The organism is Phaeobacter italicus (assembly GCF_019801785.1).
Lineage (GTDB): Bacteria > Pseudomonadota > Alphaproteobacteria > Rhodobacterales > Rhodobacteraceae > Phaeobacter > Phaeobacter italicus.
Genome location: NZ_JAHVIJ010000003.1, coordinates 334915 through 354628, shown reverse-complemented (window position 1 = coordinate 354628; position 19714 = coordinate 334915). Strand labels below are relative to the sequence as shown.

Here is a 19714-nt window from a genome sequence, read left to right as displayed (position 1 = left end):
GCAGTGGCGTCAGATCAACGCACCCTGCCCCTAGCCCAAAGTCCCCTAGCCCACAGTCTTGATGGAACGCATCCAGAAGCGTGCCATCAGCAGGATCCCGGCGGCGGAAAGACCGATCACCAGACCGAACCAGACCCCAATGCCGCCCCAGCCAAAGACAAAGCCAAACAGATAAGACACCGGAATGCCGACCGCCCAATAGCTCAGCACCGCAATCACCATCGGCCAGGCGGTGTCCTGCACCCCCCGCAACAGCCCCAAGGCCACAACCTGCATCCCGTCCATCAGCTGAAACAGGGCCGCTGCCGCCAGCAACCCAACACCCAGTGCAAGGATCTGCGGCTTTTCCGGGTCATCGCCATCCAGGAACAGCGCAATCAGCGGCTCGGGAATGGTCAGCATCAGCACGATACCGATCGCCGACATCGCAAGCGACATCGCCATCACCACCCGCGCGCCCCGCGCCAAATGGTCCCGATCGCGTCGCCCATAGGCATTGCCCGCCCGCACCGTCGCCGCATTGGACAGACCCAGATGCACCATAAAGGTGATCCCGGCGAGCGAGATCGCAATCCCATGCGCCGCCAGCGCAACCGTCCCGATCCAGCCCATCATCATGGCAGAGGCGGCAAACAGGCTGCTCTCTGCCACGGTGGTCAACCCGATGGGCGTGCCCATCCGCAGCACCCGGCGCATCATCTCCCAATCCGGGCGCAGGGCGTTTTTCAGCAACTCATGCTCTGGCAGGATCCGCAGCGCATAGCCGATCACCAACCCGAATGAGATGAAATTGGTGACCAGTGAGGCAATCGCCGCCCCCGTCACACCCAGCTCTGGCGCGCCCCAATTGCCAAAGATCAGAGCATAATTGACCACGCCATTGATCAATGCCGCAAAGACAGAGAACCACAAAACCGCCTGAGTGCGTTCCAATGCGGCCAGATAGGATTTCACCACCATGTACAACAGCGCGGGGAAAATGGCCCAGCCGGCGATGCGCAGGTATTCCGCCGCGCCATGCGCGACCTCCTGGTTTTGGCCCAGAAACAACAGGATCGGCTCAGACCACCACAACAGCGGCACCGCCAAGGCGCCGTAGATCAACGACAACCAAAGCCCCATGCGGGTGGTGCGTCGGATCTGGCGCTCTTCTCCTGATCCGGCAGCGGCGGCAACCATCGGCATCACCGCAAAGGCAAAGCCCGAACCCAACAGGAAGATCGAGAAAAAATAGGTCGACCCCAGCGTGACCGCCGCCAGCTCAGCGACGCCATACCAGCCCAGCATCACCGTATCGGTGAGACCGATGGAAAACTGCGCCACATGGCCGCCGATCATCGGCAGACCAAGCAGCAAGAGCGCCCGGGAATGGCCGAGAACGGTATTGGGCGACGGGGGCTTGCTGCCGCCTGTGGGCGGCAGGCCGCTTTCTGGGGTCATGGTATCAGTCATGACACCAGCCTTAGGCACGGCAGGGAATTACGGCAAGCCTGATTCTACCATCCGTTGCAACCGGTCCGGTCTTGCCCGCAGCCAGCAAAAGGGGCCGGACGATACCGGCCCCAGACGGCTGTGGCGCGGGGCTAGCCTGCGCGATTGTCGGGATGCAGCGCCTTGCCCAGAATGTGGTCTGACCGCTGGATCACATGGTGCGCCTGCCCCACAATCAGCGGGTCGGGTGCGGCGGCCACCTGCAAATCCTTGCCGGGATAGTCGAGCGAGGCAAGAAAATGGCGCATGCAGTTCAGCCGGGCCCGTTTCTTGCAGTTCGATTTGATCACCGTCCAAGGCGCATCAGCCGTATCGGTGTAAAAGAACATCGCTTCCTTGGCTTCGGTGTAATCATCCCATTTGTTCAGGGACGCTTTGTCGATGGGCGACAGCTTCCACTGTTTCAAGGGATCGGTCTCGCGCGATTTGAACCGGCGGCCTTGCTCGCTCTGGGTGACAGAGAACCAGTATTTGTAAAGCCGTATCCCCGAGCGCACCAACATCCGCTCCAGCTCGGGCGTCTGGCGCATGAACTCCAGATATTCATTGGGTTCACAAAAGCCCATCACCCGCTCAACACCGGCGCGATTATACCAGGAGCGGTCATAAAGCACCATTTCACCGCTGGTGGGCAGGTGGTTGATATAGCGCTGGAAATACCATTGGCCGCGCTCTTCGTCGGTGGGTTTGTTCAACGCCACGACACGGGCCAACCGGGGATTCAGATGCTCGGTAAAGCGCTTGATGGTGCCCCCCTTGCCCGCCGCATCGCGCCCTTCGAACAACAGGACAAATTTCTGGCCCGTTTCCTGGGCCCACAGCTGCACTTTCAGCAGCTCCGCCTGAAGCAGGGCCTTTTCCTTTTCATAGGCCGGGCGCGACATCTTGCGCGAATAGGGGTATTTCCCGGTCTCAAAGGCGCGACGGATGTCCTCGTGGCTCGGCGTTGGTTTGGTCGCGATGACTGCGGGCACCTTTGCTTCGGCTTTGGGGGTCTTTGCAGCTGCATCCTGTCGGGTCATGTCTTTGGGCATTCGGGGCTCCCTCTCCAATGGCTATACACTGAGTTGTTTTGTTAGCCCCGGACTCTACCCCTCGTGCCGACTGTCCGCGCTGACCTGTGTCAAAGACAGCCGCCCCGCGCCCTGTTAATCAGAAAAACCGCGGGTTTCTGCATCGCTCAGCATCGCCCTGCGTCACCCCGTTGCGCCCGTGCCCTGTGGCAAGGCGCTCAGCCCGCGTCCGCCTCTCGTGCGACAGCGGCAATCGCGGCCTCAACATCGGCCACGCGGCTGCGATGATTGGTGATCGCCGCGCGCAGCATCACGACATCCCCAACCCGTGTGGTGGAAAACACCGCCTCTCCGCTCTCCTGCAGGCGCTGCGCGATACGCGCATTCAGGTCGGATTGCGCCTGCACGGGCAGATCCGCCCGCGCCGTAAAGACACAGACATTGGACACCACCGGCGCCGCCAGCGCCATGCGGTGCTCTGCCTCGACCTGCTGCCCCATCACCTGCGCCAGCTGACAGTTGAGCGTGATCGCCTCGCCAAACGCCGCCGCGCCATAGGTCTTGAGCGCGGTCCACACCTTCAGCGCCCGATTGCCCCGGCTAAGGTCGATGCCATAGTCGCAAAACCACGGCTCCCCACCGGCAAGCCCTCTCTCTGCCCCTTCCAGATAGCTAGGCCGGGCCGCAAATGCGGCGCGATGCTCTGCCTCGTCGCGCAACAGAGCCATGCCGCAGTCATAGCCGACATACATCCACTTGTGGAAATCCAGCGCGATGCTGTCGGCGCGACCGATCCCATCACTCAGCGATCGGTAAGGCTCATCCGCGATCCGCGTCCAGGCCCCAAAGGCCCCATCCACATGCAGCCACAGCCCCAGATCTGCCGCCGCATCGGCCAGGGCGTTCAAATCATCAAACAGGCCCAGATCAACCGATCCAGCCGTCCCCACCACCAGAAATGGCAACGCCCCTGCGGCCTTGTCCGCGGCCACCATTTCTGCCAGCGCGGCGCAGTCGATCTGTCCGTCCACCAATGGCACCTTGCGCAGATTGTCCGAGCCGATCCCCAACAGCTCCACCGCCTTCAGCGTCGCGTTATGGACCCCCTCGCCCGCATAGGCCGTCAGGCGCACCCCGCCCTGGCCTGTCTTGCGCAGGCCGCTTAGCACCCTGAGCCGCGCCGCCTGAAAGGCGATGACAGTCGCCTGAGAGGTGCCGGTCACAAGGATCCCGCTCGCCCCCTCCGGCAGGCCCATTCTGGCGCGTGTCCAGTCCACCACGGCCCGCTCCATGTAGTTCGCCCCGTGGTCGCGCCCGCCCATGTTCGCATTGACCGCAGCCGCCGCAACCGAGGCAATCATATCGCTCGGCAGACCCGATCCCTGCACCCAGCCCCAGAACCGCGGATGGGTGTTGCCGCCATGGTAAGGCATCACATCGCTCAGGATCTGATCCACCGCCGCCCCGGCCCCATGCGCCATGCCGTCAATGGCATAGCGTGCATCCATGTCCTCCGGCACCGGCTGCCAGGGATGGTCAGAGGCCGTCTGCATCTGATCCAGCGCAGCCTCCAGCATGCGCCGCGCCTCGGCACGAAAGACCTCCCAGTCCTGCGTCTTGATTCCCTGCCCTGTCATCCTGCGCGCTCCTCCTGTCGTTGCCACAGACCTACAGCGCCAATCGCCCGCAAGCACGGAAATAGTGTGGACCCAACCCAGCACCGCCGATCAGCCCCGACCGCCCCTTACGACCACCTCAGCTGGTTAACTTGACCGCTTCAACTAAACAGAGAAGCAAAACCAAGAGCCACTCCCAAGGCTCCAAGCCCCAGAGACAACAGTGCTATTCGCGCAGGCAAATATATGGCAGGATCCCGCGCGCGGATGTACCACCAATAGCGACCGATCCAACCGAGCTGTTCTATGGACAACTCATAGGTTTTGCCCGTTTCTTCTATGCCAAGTGCCTTGCGGTCATCGAGGTCCAACCGAACTACATTCTTTTCTTCATCTCGTTGCCCAATGACCACCACATCAGTCGACTTTTGACCATGATGCACTCGGATCACGTCAAATCGATTTGCGGTTCCTCTGTGATTTTTATGGATCAGAATACGCTGACGCCCCAGATGCCGTTCAGTGGCGGGCTTCACAGTTAGTTTTACCAATTCACTTTCTCCCCAGATATATCCTGGACACCCGGCGCCTTCTTTGACGTTGATCTTGCATTGCACTTTTTCAAATTCGCTTTTTTCAAATCCTGCGCTGCACCTTAAGGGCAGGTTCAAAGAAAACCATCCTTTCTGTCGTGACACCTCTGGCCTGACGCCCCCGACCCGCCCCACCCGCGGCCCGGAACGCCCCTGATGTTCCGCAAACCCCCTTTCGCCCACGGCTGCCCGCATTCGGCCCCGTGACCAAAGCCCCGGCCCACCTTATCCACAGCCCCTTGCGTCCCTCTTCCACCCGGCCCCAACACCTGCCATAATGGGCGCCAACCAACACCAAGGAAGAGCAGCTCCCGCACATGGCCGACGATCTCCTCAGCACGCCTGCAGCCGATACCTATGACGCCTCCTCTATCGAGGTTCTTGAAGGCCTCGAACCCGTTCGCCAACGCCCCGGCATGTATATCGGCGGCACGGACGAGCGCGCGCTGCATCACATGGTTGCCGAAATCCTCGACAACTCCATGGACGAGGCGGTCGCAGGCCACGCCAATCGCATCGAAGTGGAACTGCACGCCGATTACGCCGTCACCATCCGCGACAACGGCCGTGGCATTCCGATCGACCCGCACCCCAAGTTCCCGGACAAATCCGCGCTTGAGGTGATCCTGTGCACGCTGCACGCCGGCGGCAAATTCTCTGGCAAGGCCTATCAGACATCGGGCGGTCTGCATGGTGTGGGCTCTTCGGTGGTGAACGCATTGTCGGATTCGATGGTGGTGCAGGTTGCCAAGAACAAGGAACTGTTCGAACAGCGGTTTTCCCGCGGCATCCCCCTTGGCGGGGTGGAAAAGGTCGGCGCAGCCCCCAACCGGCGCGGCACCTCCGTGACCTTCCACGCGGACGAGCAGATCTTTGGCTCTCACCGTTTCAAACCCAAGCGCCTGTTCACCCTGGTGCGCTCCAAGGCCTATCTGTTCTCTGGCGTCGAAATCCGCTGGAAAAGCCACATCGACGATGGCGAAACCCCGACAGAGGCGACCTTTCACTTCCCCGGTGGTCTGCGCGACTATCTGACCGAAGTGCTGGGCAAATCCTCTGTCTACGCAGATGTGCCCTTTGCGGGCAAAGTCGAATTCCGCGAGAAATTTGGCGAACCGGGTTATGTGGAATGGGCGATCAACTGGACGCCCTCGCGCGATGGCTTCACCCAGTCCTACTGTAACACCGTCCCCACGCCCGAAGGCGGCACCCATGTCACCGGGTTCTGGGCCGCGATCCTCAAGGGGATCAAGGCCTATGGCGAGCTGGTCAACAACAAGAAAGCCGCCCAGATCACCCGCGACGACCTGATGACCGGCGGCTGCGCACTGGTGAGCTGCTTCATCGCCGATCCCGCGTTTGTCGGCCAGACCAAGGACCGCCTGTCCACCGAGGCCGCCGCCAAGATGGTGGAAAACTCGGTCCGCGACCATTTCGACAACTGGCTGGCCGCTGACACCAAATCCGCCGGCGCCATCCTCGATTTCCTGATCCTGCGCGCCGAGGAACGCCTGCGCCGCAAGCAGGAGAAAGAGACCCAGCGCAAGACCGCCACCAAGAAGCTGCGCCTGCCCGGCAAGCTGACCGATTGCACCTCCAAGGACCGCTCCGGCACCGAGCTGTTCATCGTGGAGGGCGACTCTGCGGGGGGCTCTGGCAAGGGCGCGCGCAACCGGGTCAATCAGGCGCTCCTGCCTCTCAAGGGCAAGATCCTGAACGTGCTGGGCGCGGCGTCGGGCAAGCTGGGATCAAACGCCGAGATCCGCGACCTCTGCGAGGCGCTTGGCGTCGGCCTTGGCACCAAGTTCAACCTTGATGATCTGCGCTATGACAAGATCATCATCATGACCGATGCGGACGTCGACGGCGCCCATATCGCGTCGCTCCTGATGACCTTCTTTTTCACCCAGATGCGCCCGCTCATTGACGGCGGCCACCTCTACCTCGCCTGCCCGCCACTGTTCCGCCTGACCCAAGGCGCACGCCGCGTCTACTGCCTTGACGAGGCAGAGCGCGACATGTGGCTGGAAAAGGGTCTGGGCGGCAAGGGCAAGATCGACGTGAGCCGCTTCAAGGGTCTTGGCGAAATGGACGCCAAGGACCTGAAGGAAACCACGATGGACCCCAAGACCCGGAAATTGATCCGGGTGACAATCGACGAGGACGAACCGGGCGAGACCGGCGACTTGGTCGAACGCCTGATGGGCAAGAAACCCGAACTCCGCTTCCAGTATATTCAGGAAAACGCGAAGTTCGTGGAGGAGCTGGATGTTTGAGAGAATTTAGGTGGATCTCCTTACGGAGCCTTAAGGCTCACGAATTCAACACAACGTTTCGAAAGCTCGGCCCAGAAGAAAACTCATGGCTGAACAAGTATGAGGTCTTGAGCAAGCATCAGAACAGGGCAATTGAGGATTTCATAAAAGCGTCAGCAAGGGTTCTGCTAGCCTACTTCGTTGTTTCGTCTCTCAAGCACGGCGATGATATTTCGATCAGTATTTTTGACGTTTCGATTTCCGCCCCTGCCGCATATTTTCTGTCTGCTACTAGCTTTGTTTTCTTGATGACGACGTTGGCGTTCAACCACTTGTCAACTGCTATGTATCTCAAAATTCAACAAGTGAATCGCGTTCTTCTTAGTGGATTTTCGGGAAACATTTTTGGAATGATTCGTGGCTACGATAATAATTCTCTTGGAATTCCAGGTGTTTCAAACCCCTTTTTCAAAGAGGTATTTCCACTAACTCAAGTGATGGGTTTCCTTTTCCTTCTTCTGGTACTTTCCTTCCTCGTACCAGTTGGTGCAGTTGGAATTTACTTTGCTGGCTTGCAATACGACCTGTTGCTTTCGAACGGTTTGCCATTTGTAGAGAAGGTTGCCGCTGCACTAGGGTTCGCGACAATCACTTTTTCCCTCCTGTATGTGGCTTTCTTTCATTCGCCAATGCCATATCGGAAAAATAAGTTCTCTATTCGCTGGTTTGTACTCCAGCAACTTAGTCTTTACTGGCCTCACCCACAGCGTCACGCTTGGTCGGCCGACAGTAAAAATCGTAGGCACAACAATGACGAAAAATCTTCTAAGTGAAGATACTTAGGGATCACAGACAACTCCCACCCAACAAGGCCCGTGCCTGACCTTGGGGAGGCGTGAAGCGCCTTCCCGGGGGGAAGGTCAGGCGCGGGCCGTGCGGCTGACGCCTCACGCCCCAAGGGGCATCCAGCCAGCGCCGCTCTTTGATTTGCACGGTTAGATGCGAGGCACCCCTGCACGAACCAGCGTGAACTCCTGCATCTAAGGTCAGGCGCGGGCCGTGCGGCTGACGCCTCACGTCCCAAGGGGCATCCTGCCAGCGCCGCTCTTTGATTTGCACGGTTGGATGCGAGCCGCCCCTTCACGAACCAGCGTGAACCCCCGTATGTAAGCCCAAGGCGCGGGCCGTGCGGCTAACGCCTCACGTCCCAAGGGGCTGCTGCTACAAAAAGTTTTTTTCAACCAATAGGACGCCACAATGTCATCTGAGGATTTCGACGCTTTCTGCGACAAGGCAAAAACAAATTTCGACCTCTTGAACAAACAAGTTATTTTCTCAATGAGCGCCCGGCCAGCGGGCCTAAAGATTCCTGCCATCTATGTCTTCTATGAAAACGAAACGCCAGTTTATGTCGGGCGAACAAACAATCTGGCGCAACGGCTGAGAGCACATGTCACTGCCTCCCATAACTCTGCGTCCTTTGCATTGAAACGCACACGGAAACGCCATCAGGAGATCAGCAAGGCAACATATAAGACAATGCTGAGCAGAGCTCAGATCACAGCACATGAGATTTATGGCGCCACGTTCCGTGAAGAGATTGATAGGATCAAAGGCATGGATTTCCGCTTTCTGGAAATCAAGAGCCATATCGAGCAATATTTGACAGAGCTTTATGTCACAATGGCGCTTAATCTGGACACCGATGGTTTTGACAATTCTTAGGATGTCCCCGTTGCGCTGCGGTGCAAAACTGCGAACGCAGTGCTCACGGTGGGTTAAATCCGCTCTGTCATAGTGGTCTGCGTCGCGACTTTGGTGCAGCCTGGCACGCTGCACCCCCAACAGGAGACCGGACGCCCCGCACACCATTGGGGCGGTTTCGCACAAGACGTTTCGCGAAGATGGGCCCTGCCCGTCCCACTCTCCGCCTTTGGCCCTGATGGAGACATTGGGCCCTTGGCGGCGCCGCCCTCTCTTTTGCCCGTTGCGTGTCCCGACACGTGGGCCATGGCTACCCCCATCGCACCGCAGATGCGCAACCAGAAACCGGCCAACAGGTCAAACAGAAGGGCCCCACAACACGGCCCGACAACAGGCCCAGACGACCCAGAGCCCCCACCCGCAAGCCCCACCGCCTGCGGCGCTGAGATCCTGCGCAAAATCCACCTGACACCTCTGTGAGGACTGTTGCCGCGCCCCGGCACAGTTTCTAGGGTTGAAGCAATCAACACAGGCAGGAGATGACCCCCATGATGACCATCGCCGACAATCAGCTGATGCTCATCCTCATGTGCTTTGCCGTGGGCAGCGTCGCCACCGCCTTTCTGTTTCGCCACCCCGCAGGACACAAGGTCTGGCGTCTGGCGGATCTTGGCTGGGTGGTGCTTGGCGGGATCGGCGCGCTGGTTGCGGTGCTTGCGGGCATCTACAAGGCCGATACCGGCCGGCTCGAACGCCAGATCGACATCGCCTATGCCGCAACCGAAGCCTTTGACCGCGACGCCGCCCGCTTTCGCCTGCGGTTCTGCGATCCCGCGTATGATGCGGATATCGCGGTGCTCTGCGACAAGGTCGAATTTCTCTCGGCCTCCACCGCGGGCAATGCCGAACTGCCGCTGTTCATTGCCGTCACCGATCAGGTCGCGCCACTGCAGGGGCTGCGCATCTTCTTTGGCGGCAGTGGCGTGCGTGACGACATGGAAACCATGGCCGCCCAGGCAGATGCCTTTGATCCCGAAGCCTTTATCGTCTTTGCCGCGCTGGATGAACCAACCGAGGCCGCCGTCGCCAACCTGCGCCGCAAGGTGCCTGCCATCGCCGGAGATTTCCTGATCCTTGCGCGCGCCTATGAGGCGCTGATCGATCAGGTCGGCCAGCTCAAGGCAGAATGGGAATACCTGCAGGAAAACGCTCATATTCTGGTGCTGCAGATCCTTGCGCTTTGTCTGGTCGCCTTTGCCGCGCCCTTCCGGCTGGGCAAATCGGTGGTAGAGCTGCGCTAACAGGCTCCGCGCCCCGCGCCACCACTGCTGCGCCGGTTGCTCTGTCTGCGTCCACACCGCTCTGGCCTTATGAAATCATTGCAAACTGGCCGTTCTCATCAGGGCAGTGATGGCCCTAGTCTCGCAGGCAGACAATCCCCCGTTGCAGGTGCCACAACAGGCCCCGCAGCCGCCAGATCCGAGACCGACCAGCCATGCGCGATGACATCCACCCCACCCCATCCGGCACGCCCGACAGTGGCGCGGCCCAGACCCTGCCCAGCGTCTGCCCGCTGGACTGCCCCGACACCTGCAGCCTTTCCGTGACCGTGCAGGACGGCCAGATCCGCGCTGTGCACGGCTCCCATGCCAACCCGTTCACCGCCGGTGTGATCTGCAACAAGGTCGCGCGCAGCTATGCCGGTTTCGTGCACGGGCCCAATCGGCTCACCCGGCCCCTGCGCCGCACCGGACCGCGTGGTGGCGACGGGTTTGAACCCATCAGCTGGGAGGAGGCGCTGGATCTGATCCACGCAGGCTTCAGCCGCGCGATCGCGGCCCACGGCGGCCAGTCGGTCCTGCCGCTGAACTATGCAGGCCCGCACGGAGAGCTGGCAGCAGGATCCATCGACCGTCGGTTCTTCTACAAGATGGGCGCAACCCGCATGAACCGCGGCCCGCTTTGCGGAGGGGTGCGCGGCGGCGCCTATGAGAGCCTGTTTGGCACCGCCCCCGGCATGCCACCCGCGCAGGTTCTGCATTCGGATCTGGTTCTGGTCTGGGGCAACAATGTCACCGTGTCCAACCTGCATCTGGCGCCCCTGTTGAAACAGGCCCGCAAGGCCGGCGCAAAACTGGTGGTGATTGACCCCAAACGCACCAAGATTGCCGAGCAATGCGACCTGCACCTTCAGCTGGTGCCGGGCACCGATGTGGTTCTTGCGATGGCGCTGGCGGCCGAACTCGACCGTCGCGGCGCGCTGGATCAGGACTTCATTGCGCGCTGGACCACGGGCGCCGACCGGTACATGGCGGCGGCACATGGCTACACCCCGGATCAGGTGCGCGACATCTGCGGCCTGCCGGTGGGGCAGTTCAACCAGCTCGCCGACTGGATCTGCGCGGCAGGGAGCATGTCCACTTCGCTCGGCAACGGGATTGAGCGGGGCCGCTCCGGTGGCTCTGGCCTGCGTGCGGCGATGGCCTTGCAGGCGCTCACCGGCCAGCACGGGCGCATCGGCGCGGGCGTCATGGCGAAACCCGGCTTTGCAGCCCCCAAAACACCGGCCCGCCTGCAAGGCGACCACCTGATCGACCCGGACACGCGGGTCATCAACATCCTCGATGTGGCCCGCAAGATGCTGGACCCGCAGATGCGCATCCCGATCCGGGCCGTGATGATCTACAACCACAACCCGGTCGCCACCCACCCCGATCAGGCCCGCCTCATCGAGGCGCTGAGCCAGGAAGACATCTTTGTCGCAGGCAGCGATGTGGTGATGACGGATTCCATGCGGATGTGTGACGTGATCCTGCCCGCCTCCAGCCATTTTGAGTGTAATGACGTCTATGGCGCCTATGGTCAGAACTACATCCAGCGCGCCGCCCCCGTGATCGCGCAGGTAGGCGAAAGCCTGCCAAACACCGAGATCTTCCGCAGGCTTGCCGCCCGCTTTGGCTATGACACGCCAGAATTCCGCGACAGTGACGCAGAGCTGATGGATCAGGCCCTGGACGCCCAGAGCCCCTATCTGCAGGGCTTTCGCCCGCAGGATATGCCGCTGGATCGGGCGCTGGAAATCACCACCACTGACGGTCGGGAACCGGTGATGTGCGACAGCGTGCTGCCTGCAACCCCCTCTGGCAGGATCGAACTCTTCAGCGACAGATACGAGGCAGAAGGCGGCTTTGGTGTGCCCCGCTATGACCCGGCCACGCGCGAGCTGCCTTTCGTGCTCATCACGCCCTCTTCCAGCAAGCGCACCAATGCCACCTTTGGCGACCAGCCACTTTCCGATGGCGAGGAAATCGTCGAGATCCACCCCGAAGACGCGCGCAGGCTGGACCTGCAGGAGGGCGACAAGGTGGATCTGTTGAACGATCAGGCGACCGTGGGTCTTGTGGCGCATATCACCGATGCAACCCGCCCCGGCGTGCTTTACAACCCCAAGGGCACCTGGCGCAAAAGCAGCCACACTGGGCTCACCGTCAATGCGTTGATCCCGATTGATTTGCGCACCGATATCGAAGACGGCGCCTGCTACAATGAAACCTGTGTAGAGCTGCGCAAACGCGCGCCCTGATCCGATGCCGCCTGACCGGATCACATCTGACAGAATCCCACCTGACAGGATCCCGCCAAGCCCGATGCCGCAATTGGAGAGCTCCTGCGAATTGTGACTCCCCGCCTTGGGAGAGTTGCCCTAGGCTGGTGGCATGATCGCGCGTTTCCGTCTCTGGCTCACCTGTCTTGCGCGCTCCCGCTTTGGGCGGGGGCGGCTGATACGACGCAGACTTTGGGTCGGGCTTGTCGTCGGCCTTGGGGTGATCATCGCAGCCTGCGGTCGTCCCGTGTCTGACGGAGAGGCAGAATTTCTGAGCCTCATCCACGGCGATGAACTGGATCTGAACCGGCTGCGCATCCACGAGGGCGCGCCGCTGTCCCAAGTCACCTTTCGCCGCAAACCCCGCCCGCGTGTCACCTGCCGCGAACGCATTCTGCCCCCCGCCAAGGACGAAATCGTCACCTCCTCCCCCGCGGCGCTGGCGCTGTTCAACCGGATCTTCTACGTGCAGGATTGGTATGTCGACGACTATATGCCCGCCTACCCCGAACGGCTTTATCTGGTAGAGGCGATGCTCCTTGCGCATGAGGCCACCCATGTCTGGCAATGGCAGCAAAGGGCGAAAACCGGCTATCACCCGCTTCGCGCCGCCGCCGAACACCGCGCGAGTGAAGACCCCTATCTGTTCGACCTCAGCACCGATCAGAGCGCCCGCCGGTTTCTAGATTTCGGCTATGAACAGCAAGGCGCCATTGTCGAGGAATATGTCTGCTGCCGTGCGCTTGATCCCACCGGCAAGCGCACCCAGCGTCTGCATGAGATGCTTAAGGGGGCGATGCCCGTCACCGACCTGCCACAAAGCCGCGAAAGCGATGTCTACCTGCCGTGGAAGGGCGTCGACGTGCGCGCCATCTGCGCCTGAACGCAGCCCATCAGAAAACGGGCCGGGGCGCCTAGTGACCTCCTCCCCCCGTTTTCACAAACCGCTGTGCAGCTGCCCCGCCTCAAGTCGCACCACGCGGTCCATGCGCGCTGCCAGGTCCAGGTTATGGGTCGCAATCACCGCCGCCATACCGGTTGCTGCAACCAGATCCATCAGCGCCGCAAACACCTGATCCGACGTCCCCGGATCCAGGTTGCCGGTCGGCTCATCCGCAAGCAAAAGCCGTGGACCATTGGCCAGCGCCCGGCAGAACGCCACCCGCTGCTGTTCGCCGCCGGACATGGCGGCGGGGCGATGACCGGCACGCGCCGCAAGCCCCACCCGCTCCAGCAGCTCGCGCGCCCGCGCGTCGGCTGCGCTTTGGCTCACTCCATTGGCAAGCTGCGGCAGCACGATGTTTTCCTGTGCCGTGAACTCTGCCAGCAGGTGGTGGAACTGATAGATGAACCCCACATCCTGCCGCCGCATGGCGGTGCGTTTGCCATCGGATTTTCCGCTCAGTGCCTGGCCTGCGATCTCGACGGTGCCCGCATCGGGCGTATCCAACAGGCCAGCGATATGCAGCAGGGTGGATTTGCCCGCACCCGAGGGCGCAACCAGCGCGACCACCTCGCCTGCTGCGACGCTGAGATCGACACCAGACAGCACATCCACCTGATTGGGCAGACCCCGATTGTAGGACTTCTCAACCCCGGCAAGATGCAGCACGGGGGTCGCGGAGGACAGGTTATTCATAGCGCAGTGCCTCCACCGGGTTCATGCGGGCCGCCCGGCGGGCGGGAAAGATCGTCACGATAAAGGACAGCGACAGTGACAGCCCGACCGCCGACAGCACATCAGCCAGCCGCAGCTCTGCCGGCAAGGCATAGATCCCCCGGATCGACGGATCCCAAACGCCGCCCCCCATCGCGTAGTTTACAAAGGAAAAGATCGGATCGATGTAGATCGCAAACAGACAGCCCAGAACAACACCCAGCGTGGTGCCAATCACCCCGGTAAAGGCCCCGCAGATAAAGAACACCCGCATCACCGATCCCTCGCTCAGGCCGATGGTGCGCAAGATGCCAATGTCGCGCCCCTTGTTTTTGACCAGCATGATCAGACCCGAGACGATGTTCATCGTGGCAATCAGAACAAGGATCGACAGGATGATGAACATCACATTGTCCTCAACCTCCAGCGCGCGCAGAAACCCGCCAGAGGCATCGCGCCATGTCCAGACACCGATGGCATTGCTGATCTCGCCCGTCGCGCTCAGCAGCGGCAGAACCAGCCGCTCGACGTTTTCGGGGTCTTCGACGATCACCTCCACCTCATCGGCAAAACCCTCGCGGTTGAAATAGCTCTGCGCCTCGGCAAACGGCATGTAAAGGCGTGTACGATCAATGTCATAGCGCCCGGCCGTAAAGATATAAACCACCTCGTAGGCATTGACCCGCGGGCTGGTGCCAAAGGCGGTTTTCACCCCGTTCGGGGAAATCAGCTTGATCCGGTCGCCGATCTGAACGCCCAGCTCGCGCGCAACGCCAGAGCCGATGGCGACCCCCTCTTCAAACCGGTCCAGATCACCAATCGCCTGCTCGCTTTCGGCAACACCCGGAATGGTGCGGATGTTCTCGGCGGAAATCCCAAAGACCTCCACACCTGAATTGCGCTGCTGCAGGCTCGCCATCACTTGCCCCTTGATCAGCGGTGCGGTGCGGATGACACCGGGCACCTCTGCCGCACGGGCGGCCAGCGCATCATAATCGGTCAGCTTGCGGTCGATGCGGCCCTGATCGGTGACCGTGCCGTGGGAATAAAGCGTCACATGCGCATTGGCCCCCAGAATGGTGCCGACAAATTCAGAACGAAACCCGGTGCGCACCGCAAGCGTCGCAATCAGCGCAAACACCGCCAGCGCGATCCCGATCAGGCTGATCCAGGTCATCGTGCTGACACCCCCCTCAGCCCTGCGCGCACGCAGATATCGCCAGGCAATCAGCCATTCGAAACGGGAAAAAGGTAGTGGAGTGGCCATGTTGGTCCCTGCCCGGAAATTTTGCGCCAAAGTGGGGGTTCAGGCGGGTGGGGTCAAGGTGCGGTTGCATATACGCCCGGATATCCGCCTGCTGCGACGGTTCAGGCCGCCGCCGGACGCGCAAATCTCATTGCAAATCTCATTAAGGAAAAGACTTTCCAAGAGTTTTCCTGAACCTCTTGGCGGCAGCACCGGGTGCTCTGTCTGTTACTGCTGACCGGTGCCTGGCGGGCCGTGGATGTGGACCTCCCGAAAACCGGAGTGGCCGCGTCTTGCCTGCCACATATGCCCGAGAGCGCCGCTACGCCGGTCGCGATTTCCGCTGAGTAGAGACCTAGTCACCACGCACCGCCACCGCCATCGCGGAATAGGAGTTTTCCAGCTCCTCCGCCGTTGGCCGAGGATCCGGCGCCTGTCCCGGCGCGGCCAGCCCGGCAGGCTTGACGATGGTGTTGATAAAGCTGAAGACGCCGCAGATCTCAACCACCTCATAAAGCGCGGCTTCGCTCCAGCCCGCGTCCATGGCGGCATCGAAAGCCTGAGAGATGCCATCTTCCTTGCCGACGTGCAGGGCGCAAGCATAGTCCAGCAGGGGCCTGATCCTGTCCTGTGCCGCCGCTGGGCTGCAGCAGAACACCTCCGAGAACAGACTGTGAAAGTGGACGCAGTAGGCCACACCGTTCAGACCGGAGACATAGGCAGCAATTGCCTCCCGTTCGCCCCGTGGCAAGGCGCCGCTGCCGCACATGATACTGTCCAGCAGGAGCATGAGCTGTTCGGAATTGCGCGGAAAGGATGACAGCACATGCGTCAGCCCACTGTCCGCTTCGATACCGTTGAAATTGGCCATTTGCCCTCCTTCCGCTTGGAAACATGACAAGGCTAGCAGTAAGGCCGTGCGCAGTCAGCGGTCCGCTGCCCTGCCTAGTATAAGGAAACCCCGCCGGCTTTTGCCAGCGGGGCTTTTTCTCTCTGACTTCCGGACCGGCTCAGAACCCCTGCGGGGTGCGGTGGTTAGCGTAGATCTCGATGATCTTGGCAACGGCGGCTTCCGGGGCCAGCTCTTCGCTCTCGCCGGTGCGGCGCGAGGTGAGTTCGACCACACCGTTCTTGAGCCCACGCGGGCCAACGGTGATGCGCCAGGGCAGACCGATCAGATCCATCGTCGCAAACTTGCCGCCTGCGCGTTCGTTGCGGTCATCATAAAGCGGGTCAAGACCGGCAGCGACCAGCGCCTTGTAAAGATCCTCGCAGGCCCCATCTGCCGCTTCGTCACCCTGTTTCAGGTTCACGATACCACAGTGGAACGGGGTCACGCCTTCGGGCCAGATGATGCCCTTGTCGTCGTGGCTGGCTTCGATGATGGCCCCCAACAGACGCGACACGCCAATCCCGTGCGAGCCCATGTGAACCGGCACTTCGCCATCGGGGGTCTGCACCTTGGCCCCCATCGCTTCGGAATATTTGGTGCCGAAATAGAAGATCTGGCCCACCTCGATCCCACGGGCCACGCGGCGGCGGTCTTCCGGGATCTCGTTGAACAGCGCTTCGTCATGGGTTTCGTCGGTGCGGGCGTATTTGGAGGTGAACTCCTCCAGAACGCCCTGGCACTGCTCTACGCTGTCGTAATCGATTTCACGATCGCCAAAGGTCAGATCGGTCACCGCGCTGTCATAGAACACTTCGCTCTCGCCGGTTTCGGCCAGCACCAGGAATTCATGGGTGTAGTCGCCGCCGATCGGGCCACCATCGGCGCGCATCGGGATCGCCTGCAGGCCCATACGCTCATAGGTGCGCAGATAGCTCACCAGATGGCGGTTGTAGGCATGCAGCGCGTCTTCTTTCGACAGGTCAAAGTTGTAGCCGTCTTTCATATAGAATTCGCGGCCCCGCATCACGCCAAAGCGCGGGCGGATCTCGTCGCGGAATTTCCACTGGACCTGATACATGGTCAGCGGCAGATCCTTGTAAGAGGACACGTGGTTGCGGAAGATGTCGGTGATCATCTCCTCGTTGGTGGGGCCAAACAGCATGTCGCGGTCGTGGCGGTCCTTGATGCGCAGCATCTCCTGGCCGTAGTCGTCATAGCGACCCGACTCGCGCCACAGATCGGCAGGCTGCATGGTCGACATCAGCATCGGGATGTGACCCGCGCGCATCTGTTCCTCGTGAACGATGCCTTCGATCTTTTTCAGAACCTTAAAGCCCAGCGGCAGCCAGGAATAGATACCGGCGGCGGACTGTTTGATCATGCCGGCACGCAGCATGTAGCGGTGGCTGACGATCTGTGCCTCGGAGGGGTTCTCCTTCAGCACGGGAAGAAAATAGCGGGACAGGCGCATGGCGGTCTCATTTGTGTATCTGGTTTCCCAAGCGGTCTACGGCATCAGCGCGGCTGGGGCAATCACGCTTTGTGTTTTGCACGCCCCCTGCCCCCGGATCGGGTGGGGCCTGCCGCGGCCCGAATGAAACCTCAGCCGCATCCACAGGGCGAGCGTCGTGATCGCGTCCCTAGATAGCCCCTTGGACGGAACCCTGTCGCGGTCATTGGGGTTGCATCACCGGGGCGCATCGGCGAAGACTTCCATCCAACAGACGCCGCAGGATCAGGCTGAGAGCAGGGACGCAAAACATGGCACTTCCGGCACAGAAGCAATTGAAATACTGGGGCATTGCCGCCGTCGTCTTTGCGGTGGTGATGTGGGCCCTTGGTGATGTCCTGCTGCCCTTTGTGCTGGGTGCGGCCATTGCCTATCTGATCGACCCGATTGCCGACCGGCTGGAGGACGCAGGGCTCAGCCGGACGGCAGCAACCGCAACAATCACCGTGGCCGCGGTTTTGCTGTTTGTGGTCATGCTGCTGGTTGTCGTGCCGACGCTGATCTATCAGATGATGGACCTTGCCCGCGTCCTGCCCGAGGCGTTCAACAATCTGCGCGAATTTGCCCAGCAACACGCCCCCTCTCTCTTTGACGAGGGCAGCCGCGCGCAGCAGACCATCGTCTCCATCGCCCAGACCCTGCAAAGCAAGGCCATCGCCGTCCTTGAGGGCGTGGTGGGCTCTGCTGTCTCGCTGGTCAACGTGATGGTGCTGTTCGTGATCGTGCCGGTGGTTGCGGTCTATCTGCTGCTGGACTGGGACCGTATGGTGGCCCGCATCGACGAACTGCTGCCGCGCGATCACGCGCCGACCATTCGCCACCTTGCCGGACGGATCGACAAGGTGCTGGCGTCTTTCATTCGCGGGATGGGCACGGTCTGCCTGATCCTTGGCACCTACTACGCGGTCGCACTGATGGTGGTTGGTCTGAACTTTGGCCTTGCGGTCGGGTTCATCGCCGGGCTCGTCACCTTCATCCCCTATCTCGGGGCGCTGATTGGCGGGGCGCTGGCGATCGGGCTTGCGCTGTTCCAGTTCTGGGGCGACTGGTGGTCCATTGGCATGGTTGCAGGCGTTTTTGTGATCGGCCAGGTGGTGGAAGGCAACTTCCTGACCCCCAAACTGGTTGGCAACTCGGTCGGGCTGCATCCGGTCTGGCTGTTGCTTGCACTGTCGGTCTTTGGCGCACTGTTTGGCTTTGTCGGCATGCTGATCGCGGTACCGGTCGCAGCCGCGCTGGGAGTGATTGCACGTTTCCTGGTAGAGCAGTATCTGGACAGCCGACTCTATCAGGGCAAAGCCCACAATGACGCGGACTGAACTGACCAATGGCCCAGCAGCTGAGCTTTGACCTTCCGGCGAAACCGGCGCTGGGGCGGGATGATTTCTTTGTCGCCCCCTCCAATGCGATGGCAGTGGCGATGCTGGACCCCTCGTTTGCCTGGCCCGGCGGCAAGCTCGTGCTCAGCGGGCCGAAACGGTCGGGCAAGACACATCTTGTCCACGTCTGGGCCAGCAATTCCGGCGCGCAGATCCTGCCTGCCTGGCAGTTGACCAAGGCCGCTGTTCCGCAGCTTGCGGAAGGGCCGATCGCAATCGAGGACGTGCCGGATATTGCCGACAACACCGAGGCCCAGGATGCGCTGTTTCATCTGCACAATCTGGTGTTGGCCAATGGCCATGCCCTGATGCTGACCGGACGCGCAGCACCCCGGCTATGGGGGATGTCGCTCCCCGATCTGCAAAGCCGGATCGAAGGCGCGCCCCATGCGCAGCTGCAACCCCCAGATGATGCGCTGTTGTCGGTGGTGCTGGCAAAGCTGTTCAACGACCGCCAGATCACCCCAAAGCCCGATGTGATCCCCTATCTGGTCGCCCATATGGACCGGTCCTTTGCCGCGGCCTCGCAGATCGTGGAGGAACTGGACCAGCTGTCGCTGACAGAGGGGCGGATGGTGTCGCGCGCGCTTGCGGTGCAGCTGATGTCTGACCGCCCGCAAGATGCCGCAAGGGGCGCAGCCCCGCCCCCCATCGCCCAGCCCATCGCTGATGCCCCCGCTGATGTCCCAGCACCGGGGACAGCCACGGGCCAAGATGCAACCAAAACAGACGATGATCGGCGTGGCGATTGACC

General features: G+C 61.2%; 16 protein-coding genes. 8 read left to right on the top strand and 8 right to left on the bottom strand.

The annotated features are described in order from the left end of the window. Positions 1-45 precede the first annotated feature (45 nt). The 4 genes from KUV39_RS09310 to KUV39_RS09295 form a co-directional block, all read right to left on the bottom strand. Entirely contained in the window at positions 46-1440 is a 1395-nt protein-coding gene (locus KUV39_RS09310; RefSeq protein WP_222459706.1) for an MATE family efflux transporter, read from the bottom strand. Positions 1441-1583: 143 nt separating this feature from the next. Further along, entirely contained in the window at positions 1584-2525 is a 942-nt protein-coding gene (gene ppk2, locus KUV39_RS09305) for a polyphosphate kinase 2 (RefSeq protein WP_046211028.1), read from the bottom strand. 197 nt (positions 2526-2722) lie between these two features. After that, the gene (locus tag KUV39_RS09300) at positions 2723-4141 is read right to left on the bottom strand and encodes a pyridoxal phosphate-dependent decarboxylase family protein (protein ID WP_222459614.1); all 1419 of its coding nucleotides are present in this window, start codon (positions 4139-4141) and stop codon (positions 2723-2725) included. 140 nt (positions 4142-4281) lie between these two features. Next, the gene (locus KUV39_RS09295; protein ID WP_222459613.1) at positions 4282-4791 is read right to left on the bottom strand and encodes a hypothetical protein; all 510 of its coding nucleotides are present in this window, start codon (positions 4789-4791) and stop codon (positions 4282-4284) included. A 239-nt stretch (positions 4792-5030) separates the two neighbouring features. On the opposite strand from KUV39_RS09295, the gene parE reads away from it, so the two are divergent. The 6 genes from parE to KUV39_RS09265 all read left to right on the top strand — a co-directional run bounded on the left by parE (position 5031) and on the right by KUV39_RS09265 (position 13159). Then, positions 5031-6989 carry a DNA topoisomerase IV subunit B gene (parE, locus tag KUV39_RS09290; protein WP_008561322.1) on the top strand — a complete coding sequence of 653 codons (1959 nt, stop codon included), beginning with the start codon at positions 5031-5033 and terminating at the stop codon, positions 6987-6989. A 107-nt stretch (positions 6990-7096) separates the two neighbouring features. Then, complete coding sequence (locus tag KUV39_RS09285) at positions 7097-7801, top strand: hypothetical protein (RefSeq protein WP_222459612.1); 705 nt, start codon at positions 7097-7099, stop codon at positions 7799-7801. Positions 7802-8225: 424 nt separating this feature from the next. Next, the gene (locus KUV39_RS09280; protein WP_222459611.1) at positions 8226-8693 is read left to right on the top strand and encodes a GIY-YIG nuclease family protein; all 468 of its coding nucleotides are present in this window, start codon (positions 8226-8228) and stop codon (positions 8691-8693) included. Between the two features lie 527 nt (positions 8694-9220). After that, complete coding sequence (locus KUV39_RS09275) at positions 9221-9973, top strand: hypothetical protein (protein WP_008559111.1); 753 nt, start codon at positions 9221-9223, stop codon at positions 9971-9973. 194 nt (positions 9974-10167) lie between these two features. Then, on the top strand, positions 10168-12255 hold the full coding sequence (locus KUV39_RS09270; RefSeq protein ID WP_222459610.1) for a molybdopterin-dependent oxidoreductase: 2088 nt from the start codon (positions 10168-10170) through the stop codon (positions 12253-12255). 133 nt (positions 12256-12388) lie between these two features. Continuing rightward, a complete protein-coding gene (locus KUV39_RS09265; protein WP_244998301.1) occupies positions 12389-13159 on the top strand; it encodes a hypothetical protein in 771 nt (256 codons plus the stop codon). Positions 13160-13213: 54 nt separating this feature from the next. Here KUV39_RS09265 and KUV39_RS09260 read toward each other — a convergent pair whose 3' ends face one another. The 4 genes from KUV39_RS09260 to proS form a co-directional block, all read right to left on the bottom strand. Next, positions 13214-13915, bottom strand: a complete 702-nt coding sequence (locus KUV39_RS09260; protein WP_222459609.1) for an ABC transporter ATP-binding protein — start codon at positions 13913-13915, stop codon at positions 13214-13216. Next, entirely contained in the window at positions 13908-15200 is a 1293-nt protein-coding gene (locus KUV39_RS09255) for a lipoprotein-releasing ABC transporter permease subunit (protein WP_222459608.1), read from the bottom strand. The genes KUV39_RS09260 and KUV39_RS09255 overlap by 8 nt, the downstream gene beginning before the upstream one ends. Positions 15201-15534: 334 nt before the next feature. Next, the gene (locus KUV39_RS09250) at positions 15535-16050 is read right to left on the bottom strand and encodes a carboxymuconolactone decarboxylase family protein (RefSeq protein ID WP_222459607.1); all 516 of its coding nucleotides are present in this window, start codon (positions 16048-16050) and stop codon (positions 15535-15537) included. Between the two features lie 139 nt (positions 16051-16189). Beyond that, a complete protein-coding gene (proS, locus tag KUV39_RS09245) occupies positions 16190-17542 on the bottom strand; it encodes a proline--tRNA ligase (RefSeq protein WP_008559255.1) in 1353 nt (450 codons plus the stop codon). 290 nt (positions 17543-17832) lie between these two features. Between proS and KUV39_RS09240 the strand changes: the two genes are divergently transcribed. Both KUV39_RS09240 and KUV39_RS09235 read left to right on the top strand, forming a co-directional pair. Next, positions 17833-18900, top strand: coding sequence for an AI-2E family transporter (locus tag KUV39_RS09240; protein WP_008561907.1), 1068 nt, complete (start codon positions 17833-17835; stop codon positions 18898-18900). Positions 18901-18908: 8 nt separating this feature from the next. Beyond that, positions 18909-19712: a P-loop NTPase family protein gene (locus KUV39_RS09235; RefSeq protein WP_222459606.1), complete on the top strand. Its 804-nt coding sequence runs from the start codon at positions 18909-18911 to the stop codon at positions 19710-19712. The last annotated feature ends 2 nt before the right edge of the window (positions 19713-19714 follow it).